The 20,748-nt window shown below is 66.0% G+C and carries 17 protein-coding genes; 6 read left to right on the forward strand and 11 right to left on the reverse strand.

The annotated features are described in order from the left end of the window. Positions 1-35 precede the first annotated feature (35 nt). The 5 genes from FIU94_RS00710 to xylF form a co-directional block, all read right to left on the reverse strand. Positions 36-509 carry a CIA30 family protein gene (locus FIU94_RS00710; protein WP_152463956.1) on the reverse strand — a complete coding sequence of 158 codons (474 nt, stop codon included), beginning with the start codon at positions 507-509 and terminating at the stop codon, positions 36-38. 3 nt (positions 510-512) lie between these two features. Next, positions 513-1,949, reverse strand: coding sequence for a xylulokinase (gene xylB, locus FIU94_RS00715; RefSeq protein ID WP_152463957.1), 1,437 nt, complete (start codon positions 1,947-1,949; stop codon positions 513-515). Beyond that, positions 1,949-2,698, reverse strand: coding sequence for an ATP-binding cassette domain-containing protein (locus FIU94_RS00720; protein ID WP_152463958.1), 750 nt, complete (start codon positions 2,696-2,698; stop codon positions 1,949-1,951). Before FIU94_RS00720 ends, xylB begins: the two co-directional genes overlap by 1 nt. Continuing rightward, positions 2,699-4,000 carry a sugar ABC transporter permease gene (locus FIU94_RS00725; RefSeq protein ID WP_152463959.1) on the reverse strand — a complete coding sequence of 434 codons (1,302 nt, stop codon included), beginning with the start codon at positions 3,998-4,000 and terminating at the stop codon, positions 2,699-2,701. Positions 4,001-4,140: 140 nt separating this feature from the next. Beyond that, a complete protein-coding gene (gene xylF, locus FIU94_RS00730; protein WP_152463960.1) occupies positions 4,141-5,172 on the reverse strand; it encodes a D-xylose ABC transporter substrate-binding protein in 1,032 nt (343 codons plus the stop codon). A gap of 289 nt (positions 5,173-5,461) precedes the next feature. Here xylF and FIU94_RS00735 point away from each other — a divergent pair, with 289 nt between their 5' ends. Both FIU94_RS00735 and FIU94_RS00740 read left to right on the forward strand, forming a co-directional pair. Continuing rightward, positions 5,462-6,646: an ROK family protein gene (locus FIU94_RS00735; RefSeq protein WP_368407138.1), complete on the forward strand. Its 1,185-nt coding sequence runs from the start codon at positions 5,462-5,464 to the stop codon at positions 6,644-6,646. Next, the gene (locus FIU94_RS00740) at positions 6,643-8,127 is read left to right on the forward strand and encodes a CRTAC1 family protein (RefSeq protein ID WP_152463962.1); all 1,485 of its coding nucleotides are present in this window, start codon (positions 6,643-6,645) and stop codon (positions 8,125-8,127) included. The genes FIU94_RS00735 and FIU94_RS00740 overlap by 4 nt, the downstream gene beginning before the upstream one ends. Positions 8,128-8,190: 63 nt before the next feature. On the opposite strand, the gene FIU94_RS00745 is transcribed toward FIU94_RS00740, so the two are convergent. Genes FIU94_RS00745 through FIU94_RS00760 form a run of 4 tightly spaced genes read right to left on the reverse strand, consistent with a single transcriptional unit; the run spans position 8,191 to position 12,927 of the window. Further along, complete coding sequence (locus tag FIU94_RS00745) at positions 8,191-9,534, reverse strand: cytochrome-c peroxidase (RefSeq protein ID WP_254702581.1); 1,344 nt, start codon at positions 9,532-9,534, stop codon at positions 8,191-8,193. Between the two features lie 27 nt (positions 9,535-9,561). Then, the gene (gene ggpS / locus FIU94_RS00750) at positions 9,562-11,043 is read right to left on the reverse strand and encodes a glucosylglycerol-phosphate synthase (protein ID WP_152463963.1); all 1,482 of its coding nucleotides are present in this window, start codon (positions 11,041-11,043) and stop codon (positions 9,562-9,564) included. Then, positions 11,033-11,797, reverse strand: a complete 765-nt coding sequence (locus FIU94_RS00755; protein ID WP_152463964.1) for an HAD-IIB family hydrolase — start codon at positions 11,795-11,797, stop codon at positions 11,033-11,035. The genes ggpS and FIU94_RS00755 overlap by 11 nt, the downstream gene beginning before the upstream one ends. Then, complete coding sequence (locus tag FIU94_RS00760; protein ID WP_152463965.1) at positions 11,797-12,927, reverse strand: NAD(P)H-dependent glycerol-3-phosphate dehydrogenase; 1,131 nt, start codon at positions 12,925-12,927, stop codon at positions 11,797-11,799. The genes FIU94_RS00755 and FIU94_RS00760 overlap by 1 nt, the downstream gene beginning before the upstream one ends. 396 nt (positions 12,928-13,323) lie before the next feature. Here FIU94_RS00760 and FIU94_RS00765 point away from each other — a divergent pair, with 396 nt between their 5' ends. Next, a complete protein-coding gene (locus FIU94_RS00765; RefSeq protein WP_152463966.1) occupies positions 13,324-14,217 on the forward strand; it encodes a UTP--glucose-1-phosphate uridylyltransferase in 894 nt (297 codons plus the stop codon). A 34-nt stretch (positions 14,218-14,251) separates the two neighbouring features. Beyond that, positions 14,252-15,943, forward strand: coding sequence for an alpha-amylase family glycosyl hydrolase (locus tag FIU94_RS00770; protein WP_152463967.1), 1,692 nt, complete (start codon positions 14,252-14,254; stop codon positions 15,941-15,943). A 29-nt stretch (positions 15,944-15,972) separates the two neighbouring features. Here the strand turns inward: FIU94_RS00770 and FIU94_RS00775 are convergent, their stop codons facing one another. Beyond that, complete coding sequence (locus FIU94_RS00775) at positions 15,973-16,839, reverse strand: GTP-binding protein (RefSeq protein ID WP_152463968.1); 867 nt, start codon at positions 16,837-16,839, stop codon at positions 15,973-15,975. Continuing rightward, a complete protein-coding gene (locus tag FIU94_RS00780) occupies positions 16,836-18,464 on the reverse strand; it encodes an amidohydrolase (RefSeq protein ID WP_152463969.1) in 1,629 nt (542 codons plus the stop codon). The genes FIU94_RS00775 and FIU94_RS00780 overlap by 4 nt, the downstream gene beginning before the upstream one ends. Before the next feature lie 96 nt (positions 18,465-18,560). Here FIU94_RS00780 and FIU94_RS00785 point away from each other — a divergent pair, with 96 nt between their 5' ends. Next, positions 18,561-19,487 carry a LysR family transcriptional regulator gene (locus FIU94_RS00785; protein ID WP_152463970.1) on the forward strand — a complete coding sequence of 309 codons (927 nt, stop codon included), beginning with the start codon at positions 18,561-18,563 and terminating at the stop codon, positions 19,485-19,487. A 199-nt stretch (positions 19,488-19,686) separates the two neighbouring features. Beyond that, positions 19,687-20,694 carry a TRAP transporter substrate-binding protein gene (locus FIU94_RS00790; protein WP_152463971.1) on the forward strand — a complete coding sequence of 336 codons (1,008 nt, stop codon included), beginning with the start codon at positions 19,687-19,689 and terminating at the stop codon, positions 20,692-20,694. Positions 20,695-20,748 lie beyond the last annotated feature (54 nt).

Here is a 20,748-nt window from a genome sequence, read left to right on the forward strand (position 1 = left end):
CAGCGCAAACGCCGCTGCGTGTGCCAGCAGGGCGATCAGACGTTCACCAGCCGCACGGTGCCCACCGCCACCTCCGCATGAAACACCCGGCCGATGCCCAGCACGCCGATCCGGCGCAGCCGCGCGGGATCGAACCTGGCGTCGGTGCGGTGCGGCTCGAACCCGGAGAACGGAAACGTCAGTGTCCGCCAGTCGGGCTCAGCGACGAAGGCGCTGCGAAAGGACTGCCAGGGCCGGGTCAGGTCCTCTGTCCGCAGGCGCAGGTCATAAGCTCCGCCATTGCCCCGCACCTCCAATGCGATGGCGTTCCAGCCACTGGCGTCGAAACCACCGCCGTCCGGCTGAAGATCAAAGGCCATCTGCACGAAACCGCCGTCATTCTCCAGCGATACGTCGCCGGTCAGCCGCATGGCGTCGCGCCCCGCCACAGGCTCGCGCCGCGCGTGGCCGGTGGACACACCGCCCATCACGGTATCCGCGACGAATTCCCAGTCGGGGTTCAGCTGCATCGCTCAGGCCAGGCCGCGCAGCAGTTCATACGCGGCGCGATACCGTTCGTGCCCGTCGGCCAGAGCCGCGCCCAGGTCCGCGTCCGGTGCGACCGTCCGGTCGATCGGCGGCTTGGTCGCACTCTCGGCGCCGGTCCCGGTCGCCGCCATCTGACCCAGCCGGGCCGCCCCCAGCGCCGCGCCGAAATCGCCCGCCCGTGGCACCTCCAGCGGAAAGCCCAGCGTGCTGGCCAGCATCGACAGCCAGTGGTCCGACCGCGCCCCGCCGCCCATCGCCAGCGCGCTTTCGATCCGCGTGCCGGTGGCGGCCAGCGCACGGTTGCAATCGGCAAAGGCATAGCTGACGCCCTGCAGCACCGCCCGCGCCGCCGCCCGGGCATCGGTCGCATGATCCAGGTGCAGGAACTGGCCACGGATCGCCGCATCGTTATGCGGCGTCCGCTCTCCGCCGAGGTAGGGCAGGAACAGGGTCCGGCCCGGCGGTTCGACCCGCCCCAGATCGCGCGTCAGATCGGCCGCCGATTGACCGGTCAGCCGCGACAGCCACTCCAACGCGTCGGTGGCCGCCAGGATCACGCCCATCTGGTGCCAGGTGTCCGGCACGGCATGGCAAAAGCTGTGCACCGCAGTTTCAGGGTCAGGCCGGTAGCCGTTCGTGGCGGCAAAGAGCACCCCCGACGTGCCCAGCGACAGGAACGCGGTGCCGTCCTGCACCACCCCGGCCCCGATGGCCGTCGCCGCATTGTCGCCCGCGCCCCCCGCGACCACGGCCCGCGGCAGGCCCAGCAGTGTCGCGAGGTCCGCGCGCAAACGCCCCGAGGGCGCGGCGCCTTCGACCAGTGCCGGCATCTGGTCACGGCTCAGGTTGCAATCGGCCAGCAGTTCGTCCGACCAGTCCCGCGCGCCGGTATTCAGCCAGGCGGTCCCGGCGGCATCGGACATGTCCGACACATGTTCACCCGTCAGGAACAGACGCAGGTAGTCCTTGGGCAGCAGCACCTTCGCTATCCTGTCAAACACCTCGGGCTCGTTTTCCCGGACCCAAGCGACCTTGGGCGCGGTAAAGCCGGGAAAGACGATGTTGCCGGTGATGTCGCGGAACCGGGCCTTGGCGTCCATCGCGGCGGCCTGCGCATGGCTGCGGGTGTCGTTCCACAACATGCAGGGCCGCAGCGGCGCGTCGTCGCCGCCGATCAGCGTGGCCCCGTGCATATGCCCCGACAGGCCGATCCCGGTGACACCGGAACAATCGTGCGTTGCCGCCAGCGCCCCCAGCGCCTTGACCGCCGCGTCGCACCAGCTTTGCGGGTCCTGCTCTGACCAGCCGTCCGCGGGGCGCTGCACGCTCAGCGCGACCGCCTGCTCCGCCAGCACCTCATGCGCGTCGTCAATCAGGATCGCCTTCAGCGAGGAGGTGCCAAGGTCCAGACCTATGTACATCAGGCCGCCTCCCTCGGGTTCTTGCCCAGTATGATCATCGACAGGATGTCGTCCTCCGTCACGTCCTCCACCCGTTCCGTGCCGACCATCTGACCGTTCTTCATCACGGCCACGCGGTCGCACAGATCCATCATCTCGCGGGTATCGTGGCTGATCAGGAAGATGCCCAGACCCTGTTTCTTGAGCTCCTGAATCAGATCGGCCACCATCGCGGTCTCATGCACCCCCAGCGCCGCCGTGGGTTCGTCCATGATCAGGATCTTCGCGTTGAAATAGACCGCACGGGCAATCGCGACCGACTGGCGCTGCCCGCCGGACAGGGCCGACACCGGCTCTTTCAGCTTTTTGAAATTGGGGTTGAGCCGCGCCATGATCCTGCGCGTCTCCGCCTCCATCCGGTCGTCATCGACAAAGCCCAGAGGGGTGGTCAACTCACGCCCCAGAAACAGATTGCTCGCCGCATCGAGATTGTCGGCCAGCGCCAGCGTCTGGTAGATCGTCTCGATGTTGTAGTCGCGGGCATCGCGGGGCGACTGGATCGTGGCACGTTCACCCTCGATCCAGATCTCGCCCGAATCCATCCGGTAGGCGCCCGACAGCATCTTGATCAGCGTCGACTTTCCGGCCCCGTTATGGCCCAACAGGCCCACGACCTCACCCGCGTTGAGCGTGATGCTGACGTTGTCGACCGCCTGCACCCCGCCAAAGGCGATGGAGACGTTCTTCATTTCGACCAAAGGCGATGTCATCTACTTGGCCCCCATACGTTTTCTATACAGAATGTCGATAAAGACCGCAAAGACCAGCACCGCCCCCACCACGATGTTCTGCAGCGGCGCATCGACGCCGACCATCGCCATACCCGATTGCAGCGATTGCATGATCAGCGCACCCAGTATCGCGCCATAGATCGTGCCGATGCCCCCCGACAGCGCGGTGCCGCCAATGACAGCCGCCGCGATCACCCGCAGTTCGTCCAGAGTGCCGAGATCGTTGGAATGGTTCGCCAGCCGGGCCGAGGCGACGATGGCGGAAATCGCGCAAAGCGCGCCGATCAGGGCAAAGATCTTGACCGTCAGCAGCCGCGTGTTGATGCCCGACAGCTCCGCCGCGTCGGGGTTGCCGCCGGTGGCAAAGATGTAGCGCCCCAGCCGCGTCCGCCGCGCGATCACCGTCATCACGATGGCAATCGCCAGCAGCAGCAGGACGGAAATCGGCAGACCGTAGACGGCCGTGCACCCTTCCGCCTCTGCGCAGCCGTACTTGGCGGGGTTGCGGGCCACCACCCGCTCGGGCACCTCGTAGGCGGTCAGGATTGCGATGAACCCGCCGATGGCCAGCGCGGCGATCACCGCCAGCGCGACTTCGGCCCAGAGCGGCTTGACCGGAAAGTCATGCGCCACCTTGACCCGCCGCGCGTTGAATATCAGCGCAACCGTGGCCAGGATTGCCACGATACCGATGCCCCAGCTCAACGGGCCGCCCAGGGTGCCGTTGATGCCGCCGAAAACCATGAACGTCTGGTCCAGCGGACCGATGGTCTGACCCGCGGTCATGTACCAGCCGACGTTGCGCCAGACCAGGAAACCGCCCAGCGTGACGATAAAGGCGGGAATGGCCAGGTAGCCGACCATCCAGCCGTTGAAGGCCCCGATCACGGCGCCCAGCACGATCCCCCCCGCAATGGCGATCCAGGGAATGGCCCAATGCCCTATCTCAAGGCCCAGTCCCGGCAGCCACCGCACCTGCAGCATCGCCATCAGCGCCGAACAGGCCGCCAGCACCGCGCCCACCGACAGGTCGATGTGCCGGGTGACGATGACAAAGACCATCCCGGTCGCCATGATAGCGACCGAAGCGGTCTGGATCGTCAGGTTGAAAATGTTGCGCGGCGTCAGGAACCGGCCATCGGTCAGGATGTTGAAGACCAGCGCAACCAGCACGAAGGCACCGATCATCCCCAAGAGCCGGGTGTCGATCTCAAGCTGGTTGAGGAAACTGCGCTTCGGCGCCTTCTGGCTTGGCCGCGTATCTGTGGTGGTGTCGGTCATGTATCAGCCCCTCGCATGTGGCTCGGGCGGCCCCGGGGGGACGGCGTGGCGCTCTGCGGTTGATGGGAATTGGCGTCAGCCCGCACGGCGCGCGGGCGGCGGCGAGAGGGGGCGACTGGCGCCGCCCCCTCTGTGCACGATCAGTTGCAGGGGGCCGGACCGTCGGTCACGCCCTGGCACAGCGCGTCCTGGCTGATCCAGCCTGCGTCGGTGACGACCGTGAGATTGTCGGCGGTCACTGGCACGGGGGCCAGGAACTTGGCCGTCAGCGTGGTGCCGCCGGGCGAGGTCCATTCCTCGGCGCCGTCGATGGCCGACATGTCGGTGCCACCCGCCAGCGCCACCGCGATTTCACCCGCGGCCTTGCCAAGCTCGCGCGCGTCCTTCCAGACGGATACGGTCTGCGTGCCCTTGGCGACGCGGTTCAGCGCGGCGTGGTCGCCATCCTGACCTGACACCGGGATGCCTTCCATGCCCTGCGCGGTCAATGCCGCGACAACACCACCGGCGGTGCCGTCGTTGGAGGCGACGACCGCATCGACGTTGTTGTCGTTGGCGGTCAGGATCTGCTCCATGTTGCGCTGCGCGTTGGCAGGCAGCCAGCCGTCGGTGTAGGCCTCGTCGACGATGGTGATCTCGCCCGCGTCGATCGCCTCTTGCAGGACTTCCTGCTGACCGCCGCGCAGGAAATCCGCGTTCGGATCGGTGGGCGAGCCCTTGATCATCACGTAGTTGCCGGTCGGCTGGGCCTCCAGCACCGCGCGGGCCTGCATCCGGCCCACTTCGACGTTGTCGAAGGTCAGATAGAAGGCGCGGTCGTCTTCGATCAGGCGGTCATAGCCGACAACCGGAATGCCCTCGTTCGCCGCGGCATTGATGGCCGGGCCGATGGCGGCGCTGTCCTGCGCCAGGATGATCAGCGCGTCGACCCCCTGCGCGATCAGGCTTTCCACATCCGACAGCTGCTTGGCCGAGGACGACTGCGCATCGGCGGAAACATAGGTCGCCCCGGCGGCGTCCAGAGCTTCCTTGATCGCCGCCTCGTCGGTCTTCCAGCGTTCTTCCTGAAAGTTCGACCAGCTCACGCCGACCGTCATGCTGTGACTATCCGCCCAGGCGAATGAGGTGAATCCTGCGACCGCAACGCCAGCCGCGAGCATTTTCTTGAACATCGGTTCCTCCCTTATGATTCCCCCTGTCCCGCAGGAGGCGAGTCAGATGACCCTGAGCTTAACGTCGCCCAATTTATTTCAGCTGTCAAAATAATACTTCTCTGATCGCCCGGTTTTTCACAGATTTTCCTTCCCAAACGCCGCGACCTTCGCCAGAATTGCGCCATCCCGTCAAAAATCGGCGGCTTTATGTTTAGAGATTGAACTTATGGATGGTCACAGCGCCGACCTCGCACATACCCCGCTGACGGGATGCGGTCCTCAACTGACCAGAGGGCGGGCAGCCAACGTGCCGCTGCGACTCCAGATTTTCGATTATGTGCGCGCAAACGGGTCCGCCGCAAGGGCCGACATCACCCGCGCGCTCGACATCAGCGCAGGGTCGGCCACCACCCTCACCGCGGACCTGATCGCCGCGGGCCTGCTGCGCGAGGTGACAGGCGTCGCCCGCGAATCCGGCCGCGGCCGCCCGCCGGTGGCACTTCGGGTCGTGCCCGAAGCGGCCCATGTCATCGGGATCAAACTGTCCTACAACCGCCATACCGCCGTCCTGACGGATTTTGCCGGCACCATGCTGGCCGACGCCGCGCTGCCCACGCAGCACACCACCCGCAGCATGCCGCAGTTGCTGGACGAAATCGCCGCACTGATCGACGGCGTGCTGGCCAACGGCGGCAAGTCGCGCGCCGACATCCGCGCCGTCGGCATCGGGATGCCCGGCATCATCGAATTCGATACCGGCACCATCGCCTGGTCCGCCCTGCTGGAGGACCGCGACCAGAACCTGCGCAACGCCTTCGCGGCGCATTTCGACATGCCGGTCTATATCGACAATGACGCCAACATGCTGACGCTGGCCGAACTGTGGTTCGGCGAGGGGCGGCAGAAAAGCGATTTCGCCGTCGTCACCATCGAGAACGGCGTCGGCATGGGGTTGGTCCTGAACAACAGGCTTTACCGCGGTGCGCGCGGCATGGGGCTGGAACTGGGCCATACCAAGGTGCAGCTCGACGGGGCGCTCTGCCGCTGCGGGCAGCGCGGCTGCCTCGAAGCTTACCTGGCCGATTACGCCCTTGCCCGCGAGGCGGCCACCGCGCTGGGACAGCCCCCCGATACCCCGCAAAGCAGCCAGATGCTGCTGGAAACCCTGTTCCGGCGGGCCAAGTCCGGCAACCGCGCCGCCCGCACCATTTTCGAACGCGCGGGGCGCTACCTGTCGGTCGGCCTGTCCAATGTGGTGCAGCTTTTCGATCCGGAACTGATCATCCTGTCCGGCGAGCGGATGCAATACGACTACCTCTACGCCTCGGAGGTGATGACCGAAATGCAGGAGCTGACCCTGTCGGAGGGCCGCGCGCCCTGCGAAGTGGCGATCCACGCCTGGGGGGACCTGGTCTGGGCGCGGGGTGCCACCGCACTGGCGCTGTCGGCGTTGACCGATACCCTGCTCGGCGGTGAAGGAGACGCGGCGTGAAATGGCGCGCGGCCCTGCTCGCCTGCCTGATCGGCACCGCCGCACAGGCCGACCCGCAGTTCGAAGACCGCTCGACCGCCCTGCCCGACCACCGCTACACCGGCGGATGGGAGCATTTCGTCGGCGGGGGCGTCGCGGTCTTTGACTGCGACGGCGACAGCCTGCCCGACATCTTCGCCGCCGGGGGTGCCTCTTCTGCCACGCTGATCCGCAATCGGGGCGGTTTCCGGTTCAGTCCGGCGTCGCTTGCGCCCCTCACAGGTGTCACCGGCGCTTACCCCATCGACATGGACGGCGACGGCATCACCGACCTCTTCGTGCTGCGGGCGGGCGCGAACCTTGCGCTGCGCGGGGGGCCGGACTGCACCTTTACCGATGCCACCGAGGGCTGGGGCCTGCCGACGGACACCCGGTGGAGCACCGCCTTCACCGCCTGGTGGGAAGGCGATGACAGCCGCCCCACGCTGGCCATCGGCAACTACGTGGACCGCACCGATCCCGACGGCCCCTTCGAGGCCTGCGATGAAAACACGATCCTGCGCCCGGTCACGGGCGGATACGACGCCGCGCCGCTCACGCCGGGCTTCTGCCCCCTGTCCATGCTGGCGGCACGGGATGCGCGGGGGCGGCCCGCGCTGCGGCTTTCCAACGACCGGCACTATTATGTCACCGGCGGCCACGAACAGATGTGGGACATCGCCGAACGCCGCTTTCTCGGGCCCGAAGACGGCTGGCAGAACGTCGCGCTCTGGGGCATGGGCATCGCCTCGCGCGATATCACCGGGGATGGCGCGGACGAGGTGATGCTGACCTCGATGGGCGACCAGCTGATGCAGATCGCACAGCCGGACGGCACCTACGCCGCCGCCCCTTACAGCATCGGCACCTATGCCCAACGGCCCCATGTGGGCGACGACGGGCGCCCCTCCACCGGCTGGCATGCCGAGTTCGGCGACATCGACAACGACGGCCGCGCCGACCTGTTCATCGCGAAGGGCAACGTGGACCAGATGCCCGGCCTCGCCACCCGCGACCCGAACAACCTGCTGATGCAGCGGCCCGACGGCACCTTCGTCGAACGGGCGGCCAAGGCTGGCGTCGCCACCACCGACAGGTCGCGCGGGGCCGCCCTGGCGGATTTCGACGGCGACGGGCGGCTGGACCTTCTGGTGCTGAACCGCCGCGCGCCGCTTGAGATCTATCGCAACGTGACCGAGGGTACCGGCAACTGGATCGGCCTGCGCCTGCAGCAGCAGACCGGCAACCGCGACGCCATCGGGGCCGTGGTCACGGTCGAAACGCCCCGCGGGCGCCAATCGGTACAGCAGGTGATCGGCGGGGGGCATGCGGGCGGTCAGCTCCTGCCCCGGCATTTCGGTCTGGGGGCGGCACCCCGCGCCGACGTCTCCGTGCGCTGGCCGGATGGCGTGACCACGAGGCACCGTCTGGATGCGAACCGCATCCACCGCATCGCGCGCTGACACAAAGGCACCCGGTGCCGCCCGAAACCGGGGCTGCCAGACGTTCCGCCCCGACCGGATGGCTCAGCGCGGAACCGGCAAGCCGCTGGGCACCGTTTCCGGCACCCCCAGCCGACCCTCTGCCGCGACCGGGTCGGTCAGGGTATTCAGGAAGGCGACGATCTGCCCCACCTCCTCGGGCGACAGACGCACCGGTGGCACCCTGACCGCGCCGAGGATCGCCGCGACCTGCGCGGGGTCCCGCATCACCGCGAAATCCTCTGCCTTTGGAACCGTCAGCACCGCCTGATCCTCGGTATAGGCGGCCATGCCCGCCGCCGGATCCGCATGGGCGGCGACAAAGGCCGCAAGATCGCGGTGTCCGCCCGCATGACCATAGGGCGCCGTCAGCGCCACGTTGCGCAGGGACGGCGTGCGGAACGCGTAAAGGTCGTCGGGATCGCCCGTCACCCGAAACCGCCCCTCGTCGCGGTGATGATCCTCAAAGCTTGCCGATTTGCCCGGCCCGATCTGGGGCGTCCCCATGGCGTGAAAATCGTGATCGGTCAGGAACGGTCCGCTGTGACAGCCCGCGCAGCCCGCCGCGCCGTAGAACAGCCTCAGCCCGGCCTGCGCCGCGCCCTCCAGCGCCGCCTCCCCCCGCAGCACCGCGTCGAAAGGGGCGGTGTCCGATCGCCACTCATGCGCCATGAACACGGCGATGGCATTGGAAATGTCGGTAAAGGCGATGTCTTCGGGACCCGCGACATGCGGATAAACGGCCCGGAACCGCGCGGCATATTCGGGCACCGCCGCCACCCGGCGCGCGATCAGGTCCCATGCGCCGCCCGGCCCTGTGATGACCCCCTGCCGCACCGCCCGTGCCACGTCGTTCTCGCGGTGAGAACCCGCCATTTCGTCCCGGCTGAGCACCGGGAACATGGTCTGTGCCGACAGGACAGAGGCAAAGCCGCCGACCATATCCGCATCCATCGGCGTCCGCAGCCCCCCTGGCCGGTCGGCGTCCACCTCCAGCCTGCCATCGTGGAACATGACCGAGAACTCATGCGCCCCAAGGTTGAACAGCCCCGGCGCGTTGCGGGGGATACGTTCTTCCGGCGGATTGTCGGGGTCCGCCACCCGGTCGGGACCCAGACCCAGACCGCCATCGCCCAGCGCCAAAGATACCCCGTCGCCGGTGCCGAAATCCGGATGATGACAGGTGGCGCAGGCCACGCTGCGGTTGCCCGACAGGATCGGATCGTAGAACAGCACCTGCCCCAGCCGCGCCTCTTCGAGGTCGACGGGCCGGTAATCGGCGTCGCCGACCGGGTCGGGCAGCGTCTGGGCAGGCGCAGCTGCGGGCCAGCACAGCGCCCCCAACAGCACCCATCGCAATGGAAAGGACCGGATCATGCCCCGCAGCATAGCAGCTGTCCGGGCCCGTGAAAGGGGTCAGCCGCCGGTCTTGGCGTCGAACTGGCGTTTATGCTCATCCGCCCAGGCGTCCAGCGTATAGCGGAACACGGCCTTGCGCAGTTCCGCCATACGGGCGCGGCGTTCCTCCTCGGGCATGTCCAGCGCCGCCAGGATCGCATTGTCCATCGACCGATGCGAGAACGGATTGGTGATCACCGCCGAATGCAGTTCCACCGCCGCACCGGCGAATTCAGACAGCACCAGCGCCCCGTCGCCATCGCTGCGCGCCGCGACGAATTCCTTGCAGACCAGGTTCATCCCGTCCACCAGGGGCGTGATCCAGGCCACATCCGCCGCCATGTAATAGGACAGCAGCTGCTCGAACGGAATCGCCCGCGAGATCAGCGCGATGGGCTGCCACTCCAGCGTGCCAAAACGGCCGTTGATCCGGCCCGCCGTCTCTTCGATCCCGGTCTGGGTGCGGGCATAGGCCGACATGTTGCGGTCCGCACTGACCGAGACATGCATCAGCCGCACCTTGCCGCGCAGCTTCGGATTGTCGTCCAGCACCCGCTCGAAGCTTTCCAGCTGGTCCACGCCACCCTTGGTATAATCCGTCCGCCCGACCGACAGTATCAGCTTCTCGTCGCCCATCTCCTTGCGAATGTCATCCGCCTTGGCGATCAGCTCGGGTTCTTTCGACCGGCCCGAGATATACTCGGCGTTGACCCCGACAGAGGCCGAGCTGATGGCGATCCGGCGCCCGTCCTGAACGATCGCGGTCGGCACCCGCCGTTCGCTCAGCGCCGTGCCGTCCGACACCAGATCGTGGTTGACCGGCCCGGTGGTGATGTCGTCCAGGTCGAACAGCGAATTGGCCACCGCGACGAAGTTGGACGCGTAGCGCGGGATATGAAAGCCGATGATGTCGCATTTCAGCAGGCTGTCCACGATCTCGCGCCGCCACGGCAGCACGTTGAACATGTCCGCCGCCGGGAAGGGCGTGTGGTGGAAAAAGCTGATCGTGACATCCGAGCGCAGCTGCCGCAGGTAGCCCGGCACCAGCCACAGGTTGTAGTCATGCACCCAGACCCGCGCGCCATGCCCCGCCTCGCGCGCCGCCGCTTCGGCAAAAGCCCAGTTCACCTCGCGAAAGGTGGGCCAGTCGACCGGATCGTAATTGAACTTTTCCTTGAAGCTGTGAAGGATCGGCCAGAACGCCTCTTTCGAAGAGACGTGGTAAAAGCTTTTGACCTGCGCCTCGCTCAACGGCAGGCGGGACACGTTGTAGGTGCCGTGATTGTCGTTGATCTCGACCACCTTGTCGAACTCGGGGTTGGCCGGATCATCGGCCAGTTTCCAGGCAACCCAGGTGGCATGTTCGGCGGTCCCGAAAAAGCTCTTGAGCGTGGGCACAATGCCATTCGGGCTCTTGTTCTCGCGCAGGACCGTCTTGCCGTCCTTCTCGATTTCCTCGTAGGGCTGGCGGTGGTACACGATGACCAGATCAGATGACATCTGTCAGTATTTCCTTTGCATCGGGATGAAGATCGAACGCGATCATGGCTTCGACGATACCGGCAGCGCCGATGGCGCTGGCGCGGTGGATACGCGGCAGGTCGGGCAGCGCCGCGATCAGCTTGCCTTCGGACCCGCCCACAGCCACGGCGGGTGTGCCCGCCACCAGCATCGACAGATCGTTCAGCGTGTCACCCGCCGCCAGCACCCGCGACGTGTCGACCCCCAGATGGTCCAGCAGCCGCAGCAACGACGGCCCCTTGCTGACCCCCCGCGGCAGCACGTCCAGAAACCGGTTGTCCGATATCAGCACGTCATGGCCCATGCCCTCGATCACCTCGGCGGCGCGTGGGTCATAGGCATCCGGCTCATAGTCAAAGCTGACCCGGTAGCGAAACGCGGTTTTCTGTTCCACCAGCCCGGGAAAGGGCTTCAGCGCCGCCCGCACCCGATCCGCGCTGTCGTTCCACCGGGCCGCGATCTCGCGCTCAAGCGGCTCGATCGGAGTGATCCCCTTGTCGGGATGCACCTGTGCGATGCTGGTGCCGACGTCGCAGACCGCGTATTCAGGCCAGGGCAGTTCCTTTGACGCGCAGGTATCAAAGATGAAATCGGGGTCGCGTCCGCTGACAAAGATCAACCCGACGGTGTCGCGGTTGTCCTCGATCCAGCGATAGAGCGCACGGCGGTCCGCCTCCGTTCCGCCCAGAAACGTGCCGTCAAGGTCGGTCGCCAGAACAAAAGGCTTGTCCATCAGGCCACCCCGCCGTCGAGCCGGGTCATGGATTTCTGCGCCGGGTTGTTCAGCGTCAGGTCCATGGCCCGGGGTTCGGCCGAAATCGGTTGCGTCCAGAGATCGGCAAAAGCCTCGTTCAGGTCGCGCCCTTCGTGCAGGATGGCAAACACCGTCTCGCAGATCGGCATCGCAACCTTCACCCGCTTCGCCAGATCGATGACCGACCGCGCGTTCGCCTCGCCTTCCACGACCACCGGCGCCCCGTCAAAGCACTGGTCGCGCGCAATCCCCTGCCCCAGTTGCACGCCCAGCGACATGTTGCGGGAGGTCTGGCTGGAACAGGTCAGCGTCAGATCGCCGGTTCCCGCCAGCCCCGTCACCGTCTCGCGGCGTCCGCCCAGCGCCTCGGCCAGGACCTTCATCTCGTCCAGACCCCGCGTGATCAGGGCCGCGCGGGTGTTTTCGGCAAAGCCCGCGCCGGTCATCATGCCACAGCCGATGGCAACCACATTCTTGACCGCGCCGCCGATTTCGACCCCGACGAGGTCGTCTGAAATATAGGTCTTGAAGAAACCCGTGCTCATCGACAGGGCCAGCCGCGCGGCGGGGCTGTGCGACGGCTCCAGCCGGTCGCGGTGGCTGAATTCGAAAGCCACGGTCGCCGCCGTGGGATGGCCCAGCGCCGTCTCGCGGGCGAAGGTCGGACCGGAAATCGTGCCCACGGGCACATGCGGCAGCTCTTCGGCCACCACCTGCGACATCAGATAGCCGGTGCGCTGCTCGATCCCCTTGGTACAGATCGCCACCGGCGTCCCGTCCTTGACCAGCCCCGAGATGCGCGCGGCCATGCTGCGCACCGCGCCCGATGGCACCACCAGCAGGACAGCGTCCGCCCCGGTCAGCGCCGCCTCAATGTCGTCCGTTGCCTCCAGCGTCGGCGGCAGGTCGATGCCGGGCAGATACTTGGCGTTCACATGCCGCGCGTTGATGCCCGCCACCGTCTCGGCGTCGCGGGCAAAAAGCCGCACGTCGCGCCCCGCCTTCGCGGCAACGCTTGCCAGCGCCGTCCCCCAGGCACCGCCGCCAATGACAGCAAGTCGCGCATAGGGTTGTTCCTGTGTCGGCAACACCTTGATGTCGGCTGTCATTCCTGCACTCCTCTTTTGGTCGCCTGCTGCCCGTAGGTCGGGGTTTTGCTGAATTAAGACCTAAGGGGATGACTTGTCAGTTCAATGAAAGAGCCGGTTATGCCCCCCAAAACATGGGAAAACCTTTCGAATTCTGCCTAAGAATTGAGCATGTGGCAATATATCGGGCAATCGCGTTGCGGGCTGACCGTCGGCGGCAAAGCCACGCGGGCACCGCGTAAGAATTTGATAAGGATCGAAAAATTCCCCACCACTCCGGTATTTTCGCGCAGAGTCAGGCCAGCGGGTGGTTCGATCGGCATGACTGCCCCTGGCAGAACAAACCGCCACTTTTTTTGACTTTCTGCAGGTGCAGCCTTACCTCTTTCAGGTGGTGTAAACAGGAGTGGACGAGCAATGAAAAAGACAGTGCGCACAGCAATTTTCCCGGTGGCCGGCATGGGGACCCGGTTCCTTCCCGCGACCAAGGCGGTCCCGAAAGAGCTGCTGCCGGTGCTCGACACCCCCCTGATCCAATATGTGATCGACGAGGCGCGCGACGCCGGGATCGAGCGGATGATCTTCGTCAATCACCCGTCGAAATCCGCCATCGAACACTACGTCCTCGATGACACCGATCTCTGCGCCTCGCTTTGTGAAAAAGGCAAGGATGCCCTGGCCCGCGAGCTGAAAAACGCCGCGCTGGACACGGAAACCCACGACATCGTCTTCGTCCATCAACACGAACCACTGGGCCTTGGCCACGCCATCCTCTGCGCGGCCGAGCACGCCCTGCCGGGTGCCGTGGCGGTGCTGCTGCCCGACGATCTGATCCTCAGCGGCACCGGGTGCCTCAGCCAGATGATCGAAGCCTACGAGGCCGGGCCGGTGGATCACATGCTGGCCACGATGGAGGTCCCGCGCGAGACGGTTTCCAGCTACGGCGTCCTGTCGATCTCCCACCACGACACCACGCTGGCCTATTGCGACGGGCTGGTGGAAAAACCGGAGGTAGAGGCGGCCCCTTCCACCCAGGCGGTGGTCGGGCGCTATATCCTCCACGGCGACATCTTCGACACCCTGCGCGGCCAGAAGCCCGGCGCGGGCGGCGAGATCCAGCTGACCGACGCCATCGCGGCGGACATCGGCGAAAAGACCGTCGCGGGCTTCCGGTTCATCGGCAAACGATTCGACTGTGGCTCCAAGGACGGTATGCTGAGCGCGCAATTGTTCCTGGCCCAGCAGGACGCCCGCTTTGACCACGTCATCGGCGACTTTCTCAGCGCCAATCAACAGATGAACGTCGCCTGACCGGACGCGCTGCGGGACCATCCCAAAGGCTGACATGAAAGACATACCTTCCCCAGACCCCGACTGGTGGCGCGGCAGCGTCATCTACCAGATCTATCCGCGCAGCTTTCAGGACAGCAACGCGGACGGCATCGGCGATCTTCAGGGCATCGTTCAGCGCATCGACTATGTGGCCAGCCTCGGTGTCGATGCGATCTGGGTCTCGCCCTTCTACCGGTCGCCGATGCAGGACTTCGGCTATGACGTCAGCGACTATTGCGACGTCGATCCGATCTTTGGCTCGCTGGCGGATTTCGACGACCTTGTCGCGGCGGCGCATGGCGCCGGCGTCAAGGTGATCATCGACCTGGTGCTGTCGCACACCTCGGATCAGCATGCGTGGTTCGCCAACAGCCGCGCCTCCCGCGAGGGTACGCTGGCGGACTGGTACGTCTGGTCGGACCCAAAGCCAGACGGCACACCGCCCAACAACTGGCTGTCGATCTTCGGGGGCTCGGCCTGGCACTGGGACCCCCGGCGCGAACAATACTACCTGCACAACTTCCTTACTTCTCAGCCCGATCTGAACCTGCACAATCCACATGTGCAGTCCGCCCTGCTCGAAGTGATGCGCTTCTGGCTCGACCGCGGCGTCGATGGCTTCCGCTTCGACACCGTGAATTTCCTCTTTGCGGACAAGGACCTGCGCGACAATCCGGCCTTGGCAAAGGCACAGCGCAACGAGATCCTGACGCCGTCGGTCAATCCCTACAACTACCAGGACCACGTCAATTCCAAGAACCGCCCCGAAACGCTGGACTTCATCAAAAGGGTGCGCGCGCTGCTGGACGAATACGGCGCCGTCACCTCGCTGGGCGAGATCGGCGATGCCGCCAAGGGGCTGGACCTGCTGGGCCAGTACACCCGCGGCACCGACGGGCTGCACATGTGCTACGCCTTCGAGTTTCTGGCCGCAGAGCCGCTCAACGCCTCCCGCGTGGCGGAGGTGCTTTATACCATCAACCAGGTCGCCCGCGACGGCTGGCCCGCCTGGGCGTTCTCGAACCACGACGTGATGCGCCACTCCAGCCGCTGGCATCTGACCCCGGCGGCGCAACGCCTCTATGCGACGCTGTTGATGTGCCTGCCCGGCGCGGTCTGCCTCTATCAGGGCGAAGAGCTGGGCCTTGAGGAAGACGCGATCAGCTTTGAAGACCTGCAAGACCCCTACGGCCGCGAATTCTGGCCCGAATACAAGGGCCGCGACGGATGCCGGACCCCCATGGTCTGGGATCAGACCGAGGCCAACGCAGGCTTCAGCACCGGGGTCCCCTGGCTGCCGCTGAGCAACGAGAACCGGCACCGCGCCGTACACACCCAGGAGGCCGAACCGGGCGCGATCCTGCATCACTACCGCAATGCCATCGCGTTTCGCCGCAAACACCGGGCATTGCAGGTCGGGCGACAGGAAAACGTCTATGTTTTCGGCGACGTCCTGCACTTTCAGCGCGTGACGGAGGATGCGACCATCTTCTGCGCCTTCAACATGTCCGACACCCCGTCGATCCACAGCCTGCCCGCGGGCGAATGGAAAACCATCGGTCGCAAGATCGGCAGCGCCAGTCCTTCCCCCGACGGGCGGCTGCATCTGGGGCCCTGGCAGGTCTGCGTGGCCCGTAAACTGTCGGACGAGGCGGGGTCAGACCCCGCGCCGGACAAGGGCGACAGCACAGCCGACGGCCCGTAGCCGGGGCGCGCTGCGTCGTGGGCGCTGCGTCAGCCCGCCCGCCACCAGTCGTCGATCTGCCGGGCGGTGATCCGTGCCGCCGGACCCAGCCCCACCAGCGACGTGGCCTGCGCGTCCTCGGCAGGCAGAATGTCCGCCTGCCGCCCCACCGCCTGCACCTCGACCCCGCCGCGGTCGGTCCGGCAGAACCCCTTCAGCCGGTACAGCCCCTCGGGTCGCGCCGCCAGCTTGCGCTCCAGCACCGCGTGGGGGATCACCGCGTCCGACCGGTGGTGCCAGGTGGCATAGGCCGGGTGCGCCTGTGCGGTGCGGGACCGGGGCTGCGGCATGAGGTCCAGAAGCAGCTCCGACACCGACACGCCGCCCAGTGCCAGCGGCAACGGCAGCCCCTCTGCCTTCAGCCGGGTCGCCAAGGGCTGAGGCATCTCATCCACCTTGGTCAGCACCGTCAGATCCGCCGCCGTGACCTGGCGCAGCACCTGCGGCGCGATCAGCGGATCGTCCAGCAGCCCGCCCATGGCCAGCCCGTCGATCAGCGTGACGATCCCGGCATAGCTCAGGTCCGGCTCCGCAATGGCGGCATTGGCGATGGCCATCGGATCGGCCACGCCGCTGGCCTCGATGAGCAGGTGATCGGGCCGCGGCCTGCGGTCCAGCGCATCGCCCAGCGCCATGAACAGATCGGCCCCCATGGTGCAGCAGACGCACCCGTTGGTCAGCGCGATCACGTCCTTCGTCCGGCGGCTGATCAGGGCCTGGTCGATGTTGATGGCGCCGAAATCGTTCACCATCACCATCAGCTTCAGCCCGTGGTCCTCGGCCAGCAACCGATTGATCAGCGTGGTCTTGCCCGCGCCGAGATAGCCGCTGATCACCGTAAGCGGCAGCCGCATCATAGCAGTGCCACCTGCCCGCCCAGCACCGTGCCCAGCACCGGCACATCCTTCAGCGCCGCGGGGTCCACCGCTGTCGGGTCCTGCCCCAGCACCGCGAAATCGGCATATTTGCCCGGCTCGATACTGCCGATCTCGGCATCCATCTTGAGCGTATAGGCCGCCCCCAGCGTGATCAGACGCAGCGCCTCCTCGACCGTGATGCGCTGTCCCTCGCCCAGGGTCCGGCCGGTCATGGTCTGGCGCATCACCGCACACCAGGCGGTAAAGAGCGGCCCCAGCGGCGTCACCGGCGCGTCCGAATGGATCGCCACGTTCACGCCCGCATCCAGCGCCGAGCGCACCGCATTCATCCGCCGCGCACGGCCCAGCCCCAGCGTCAGCTCCGCATGCTGGTCCCCGAAATAATAGAGATGGTTGGCAAAGATATTGGTGCAGACCCCCAGTTCCGCCGCGCGACGATACATGTCGGCGTCCATCATCTGGCAGTGCTGCAAGACGTGCCGCGCCCCGGGCCAGGGGTGCTTGCGCGCCGCCGCCTCCAGCGCGTCCAGCGCCACCTCGGCGGCCTCGTCCCCGTTGACATGGATGTGCATCTGGATGCCATGCTTCTGCATCCCCTCGCACACGGCGAATATTTCCTCCGGCGGGGCGTTCCAGATCCCGTTGGGCTGCCCGCCCACATAGCCCGGCCATTTGACCCGCGCGGTCCAGCCCTGGATCGACCCGTCGGTCATGATCTTGATCGCGCCCAGCCGCAGCTTGTCTGTGGACCGTTTGCGCATCGCCTGGACCCGCGCCGCCAATGCCTCGGGGTTGGCCCCCGTCGCGCCCAGCGCGGGCACCAGCCGCACCCCGAAATCGGCGGCGTCCGTGACCTGCACCATGGCGTCGATGTCCTCGTCCTCCATGCTGGAATAGAGATCTGTCACCGTCGTCACCCCCGCAAGGCGGCAGACCTGCGCATAGGTGCGCATCGTGTCCCGGCCCTGCGACAGCCCGCGAAAGTCGATGCCCACCCGGCGCATCACCGGGAACATCGCGGCCATTTCCTGCAACTCGCCCGTGGGCGCGCCATCCGCCCCCTTTACCACACCTTCGACATTGCTGGCCGCCGTATAGCTCGCCTGTTCCAGCGCAACGGAATTCACGCACATCAGATGAAAATTGGAAAACAGCACCGCCACAGGCCGGTCAGAGGCCACAGCATCCAGATGCGCCTTGTTCAACCGCTCGGTGCTGAGGAAGATCGGGTCGAACCCCCAGGCGATCAGCGGCGCGCCGTCGTCCAGGGTCTGCGCATGGGCGCGCAGCCGCTCGATCACCGCGTCGATGGTGGTCATGCCCGGATGACGCTCGCCCTGCGGGTCGATCCGGTCGTGATAGCCCGCATAGGCGAAATCCCACATGCTGCCCGCCATCATATGCGCGTGCCCCTCCACCAGGCCCGGCATCAGCACCGCGTCCGCCAGCCGGTTGTCGACCTCGGCCTTGCCCCATTGGTCGGCGCAATCCGCCCCGCCCACTGCCAGAATGCGCCCGTCGCGCACCGCGACATGGGTGGCGACCGGCATCGACGGGTCCATGGTGATGATCTTTTTCGCGTTGAATAATGTAATGCTGCCCATGTCGGCCCTCCGCTTTGGCGTTCTTGGTAACGCAGCTTTATTGCTGGCCAAAATAGATTTACTGTCCCTCAAAGGCACAGAAAATGTAGTGACGCGATGAATTTCACCCTCAAGCAACTGCTCTATTTCGACGCGGCGCGGCGCAACCGGTCCATCGCGCGGGCCGCGGCCGAGATGAACATCTCGCAGTCCTCGATCACGGCGGCAGTCGACCAGATCGAACAGAGCGTGGGCGTCGAGCTGTTTCGCCGCATCCCGGCCAAGGGGGTCGTGCCCACCCGAATGGGCGACGAAGTCGGCCGCCACATCTCGGGCTTTCTGGAACAGGCGCGGCTGTTCCAGTCCGACATGATGTCGCTGGGCGGCAACCCCACCGGCACCCTGCGGCTGGGATGTTTCGAACCCACCGCCCCCTATGTGCTGCCGCCCCTGCTGCGCCGCATTTCCGACGGCTACCCCGAGATCCGGATCGACCTGATGGAGGGCGACATGGAACAGATGTCGGATGTGTTGCAGACCGGCGCGGTGGATGCCGCCCTGACATACGAGATGGAAGTGCGCCCCGAGCACAGCTTCGTGCCGCTGTTCGAGGCACCGCCCTACGCGCTGGTGCCTGAAAGCTCGCACCTCGCCCACCGGACGGAGCTGTCGCTGCAGGACCTCGTGGACGTGCCGATGGTGGCGCTGGATGTGCCCCGGACCCGGGGCTACTTTCAACGGCTGTTCAAAAACGCCGGGCTGACCCCCACCGTGGTTCATAGCACCAAGTCCGGCGCCGTGCTGCGCGGGCTGATCGCGGCGCAGTTCGGGCATGGCATATTGAACATCTGCAGCCCCGCCGACCGGGACCCGACGCAGGGCTACCTGTCACTGCCGATCGTCGCACCCGTTGAAAACCCGGTCTTCGGGATCGCTTACGCCCCGCAGCTCGAAAACTCTGCCGTGGTGCGCGCGGTGATCGACACCGCCTCTGAACTGGCCGCCGAGGGCGGGTTCGACCACCTGTCCATCGCAAGCCGCTAACTGCATTTAATGCAACATTACAGAACAGAAAAAACATTTTGTGTAGATAGGGCTCTCCTCTAGCCTTCTCGACAGGGGACAGACTGCCGCCAGGTGCGCAGGCGGGCCGCCGGCCCGCACCGCAGGTTTCGCACCACACGAGAGCCCCACGATAATGTGCCACCCCGAATTGGCACGCGACACCGACATGGAGTATCCGATGCTGAAACGAACTTTCCTCAAACTGGCTTCGACCACGGCGCTTTCGCTGGGCGTGGCCCTGTCCGCCCTGCCCGCGATGGCGCAGGACGTCACCATGAACCTCGGCTTCGGCGCGCCCGAAACGTCGATCTACGGCCGCTTCGGCACGCTTTTCAAGGACAACCTCGAAGAGATGTCAGACGGCGCGATCGAGGTGAAGCTGCGGTGCTGCAACCAGATCTCGACCGAGGATGACGCCTTCAAGGCGATGCAGCTCGGCACCGTGGACGGCTTTATCATCACCGCCAACAACGTCTCCCCCCATTGGCCGCTGATGGATGTCACCGTGCTGCCCTATATCTTCCAGGACGGCGACCACCTGCTGCGCGTGCTCGACGGTGAGGTCGGCCAGGAGATCAAGGACAAGCTGCAGGCCGAAACCAGCGTTCACCTGCTGGCCTACGGCCCCGCGCTCTACCGCGACTTCTACAATTCGGTCCGGCCCGTCAACACGATGGCGGACATGGAAGGGCTGAAAATCCGGGTACCGAAAAACGAAGTCATGATCGCCACGTTCGAAGCTTTCGGCGCAGAGCCGGTGCCGCTGGCCTGGTCGGAAACCCCCACCGCCCTGCAGACCGGCACGGTCGACGGCGGTGACAACGGCACCTCCTTTATCCGCGACATGAAGTTCTACGAGTTCGAACCGCACCTGGTCATCCTTGAGCATTTCGTCTCCATGTCGCCGCTCTTTGCCTCCGACGCGTTCATGAAGCGGCTGACCGACGAACAGCGCCAATGGGTTCACGACGCCGCCGATGCGGCAGGCGCGGAACTGCGCGAGCAGGTCGAGAACGAGACCCAGGAAATCCGCGAGTGGCTCGCGACCGAAGGCGGCATGGCCATGACCACGCCGGACAAGACCGACTTCATCGCCGCCGCCGAAAAGATCCAGAACGAATTCGCCGAGGCCCGCGGCCCCGAGTTCGTGGAACTTGTCGGCAAGATCCAGGACGCCGCCAACTAAGGCGCCCCGGCGGGGCCGCTGCCTGCGGCCCCCCCCTTTCCCCTCTCTCCCTTT

It is taken from the genome of Sulfitobacter sp. THAF37 (assembly GCF_009363555.1).
In the GTDB taxonomy this organism is placed as follows: Bacteria; Pseudomonadota; Alphaproteobacteria; order Rhodobacterales; family Rhodobacteraceae; genus Sulfitobacter.

What these genes read in the sequence shown, in the direction of transcription:
- FIU94_RS00710 (WP_152463956.1), bottom strand. Translation starts at nt 509, where the DNA reads ATGCAGCTGAACCCCGACTGGGAATTCGTCGCGGATACCGTGATGGGC.
- xylB (WP_152463957.1), bottom strand. Translation starts at nt 1,949, where the DNA reads ATGTACATAGGTCTGGACCTTGGCACCTCCTCGCTGAAGGCGATCCTG.
- FIU94_RS00720 (WP_152463958.1), bottom strand. Translation starts at nt 2,698, where the DNA reads ATGACATCGCCTTTGGTCGAAATGAAGAACGTCTCCATCGCCTTTGGC.
- FIU94_RS00725 (WP_152463959.1), bottom strand. Translation starts at nt 4,000, where the DNA reads ATGACCGACACCACCACAGATACGCGGCCAAGCCAGAAGGCGCCGAAG.
- xylF (WP_152463960.1), bottom strand. Translation starts at nt 5,172, where the DNA reads ATGTTCAAGAAAATGCTCGCGGCTGGCGTTGCGGTCGCAGGATTCACC.
- FIU94_RS00745 (WP_254702581.1), bottom strand. Translation starts at nt 9,534, where the DNA reads ATGCTGCGGGGCATGATCCGGTCCTTTCCATTGCGATGGGTGCTGTTG.
- ggpS (WP_152463963.1), bottom strand. Translation starts at nt 11,043, where the DNA reads ATGTCATCTGATCTGGTCATCGTGTACCACCGCCAGCCCTACGAGGAA.
- FIU94_RS00755 (WP_152463964.1), bottom strand. Translation starts at nt 11,797, where the DNA reads ATGGACAAGCCTTTTGTTCTGGCGACCGACCTTGACGGCACGTTTCTG.
- FIU94_RS00760 (WP_152463965.1), bottom strand. Translation starts at nt 12,927, where the DNA reads ATGACAGCCGACATCAAGGTGTTGCCGACACAGGAACAACCCTATGCG.
- FIU94_RS00765 (WP_152463966.1), top strand. Translation starts at nt 13,324, where the DNA reads ATGAAAAAGACAGTGCGCACAGCAATTTTCCCGGTGGCCGGCATGGGG.
- FIU94_RS00770 (WP_152463967.1), top strand. Translation starts at nt 14,252, where the DNA reads ATGAAAGACATACCTTCCCCAGACCCCGACTGGTGGCGCGGCAGCGTC.
- FIU94_RS00775 (WP_152463968.1), bottom strand. Translation starts at nt 16,839, where the DNA reads ATGATGCGGCTGCCGCTTACGGTGATCAGCGGCTATCTCGGCGCGGGC.
- FIU94_RS00780 (WP_152463969.1), bottom strand. Translation starts at nt 18,464, where the DNA reads ATGGGCAGCATTACATTATTCAACGCGAAAAAGATCATCACCATGGAC.
- FIU94_RS00785 (WP_152463970.1), top strand. Translation starts at nt 18,561, where the DNA reads ATGAATTTCACCCTCAAGCAACTGCTCTATTTCGACGCGGCGCGGCGC.
- FIU94_RS00790 (WP_152463971.1), top strand. Translation starts at nt 19,687, where the DNA reads ATGCTGAAACGAACTTTCCTCAAACTGGCTTCGACCACGGCGCTTTCG.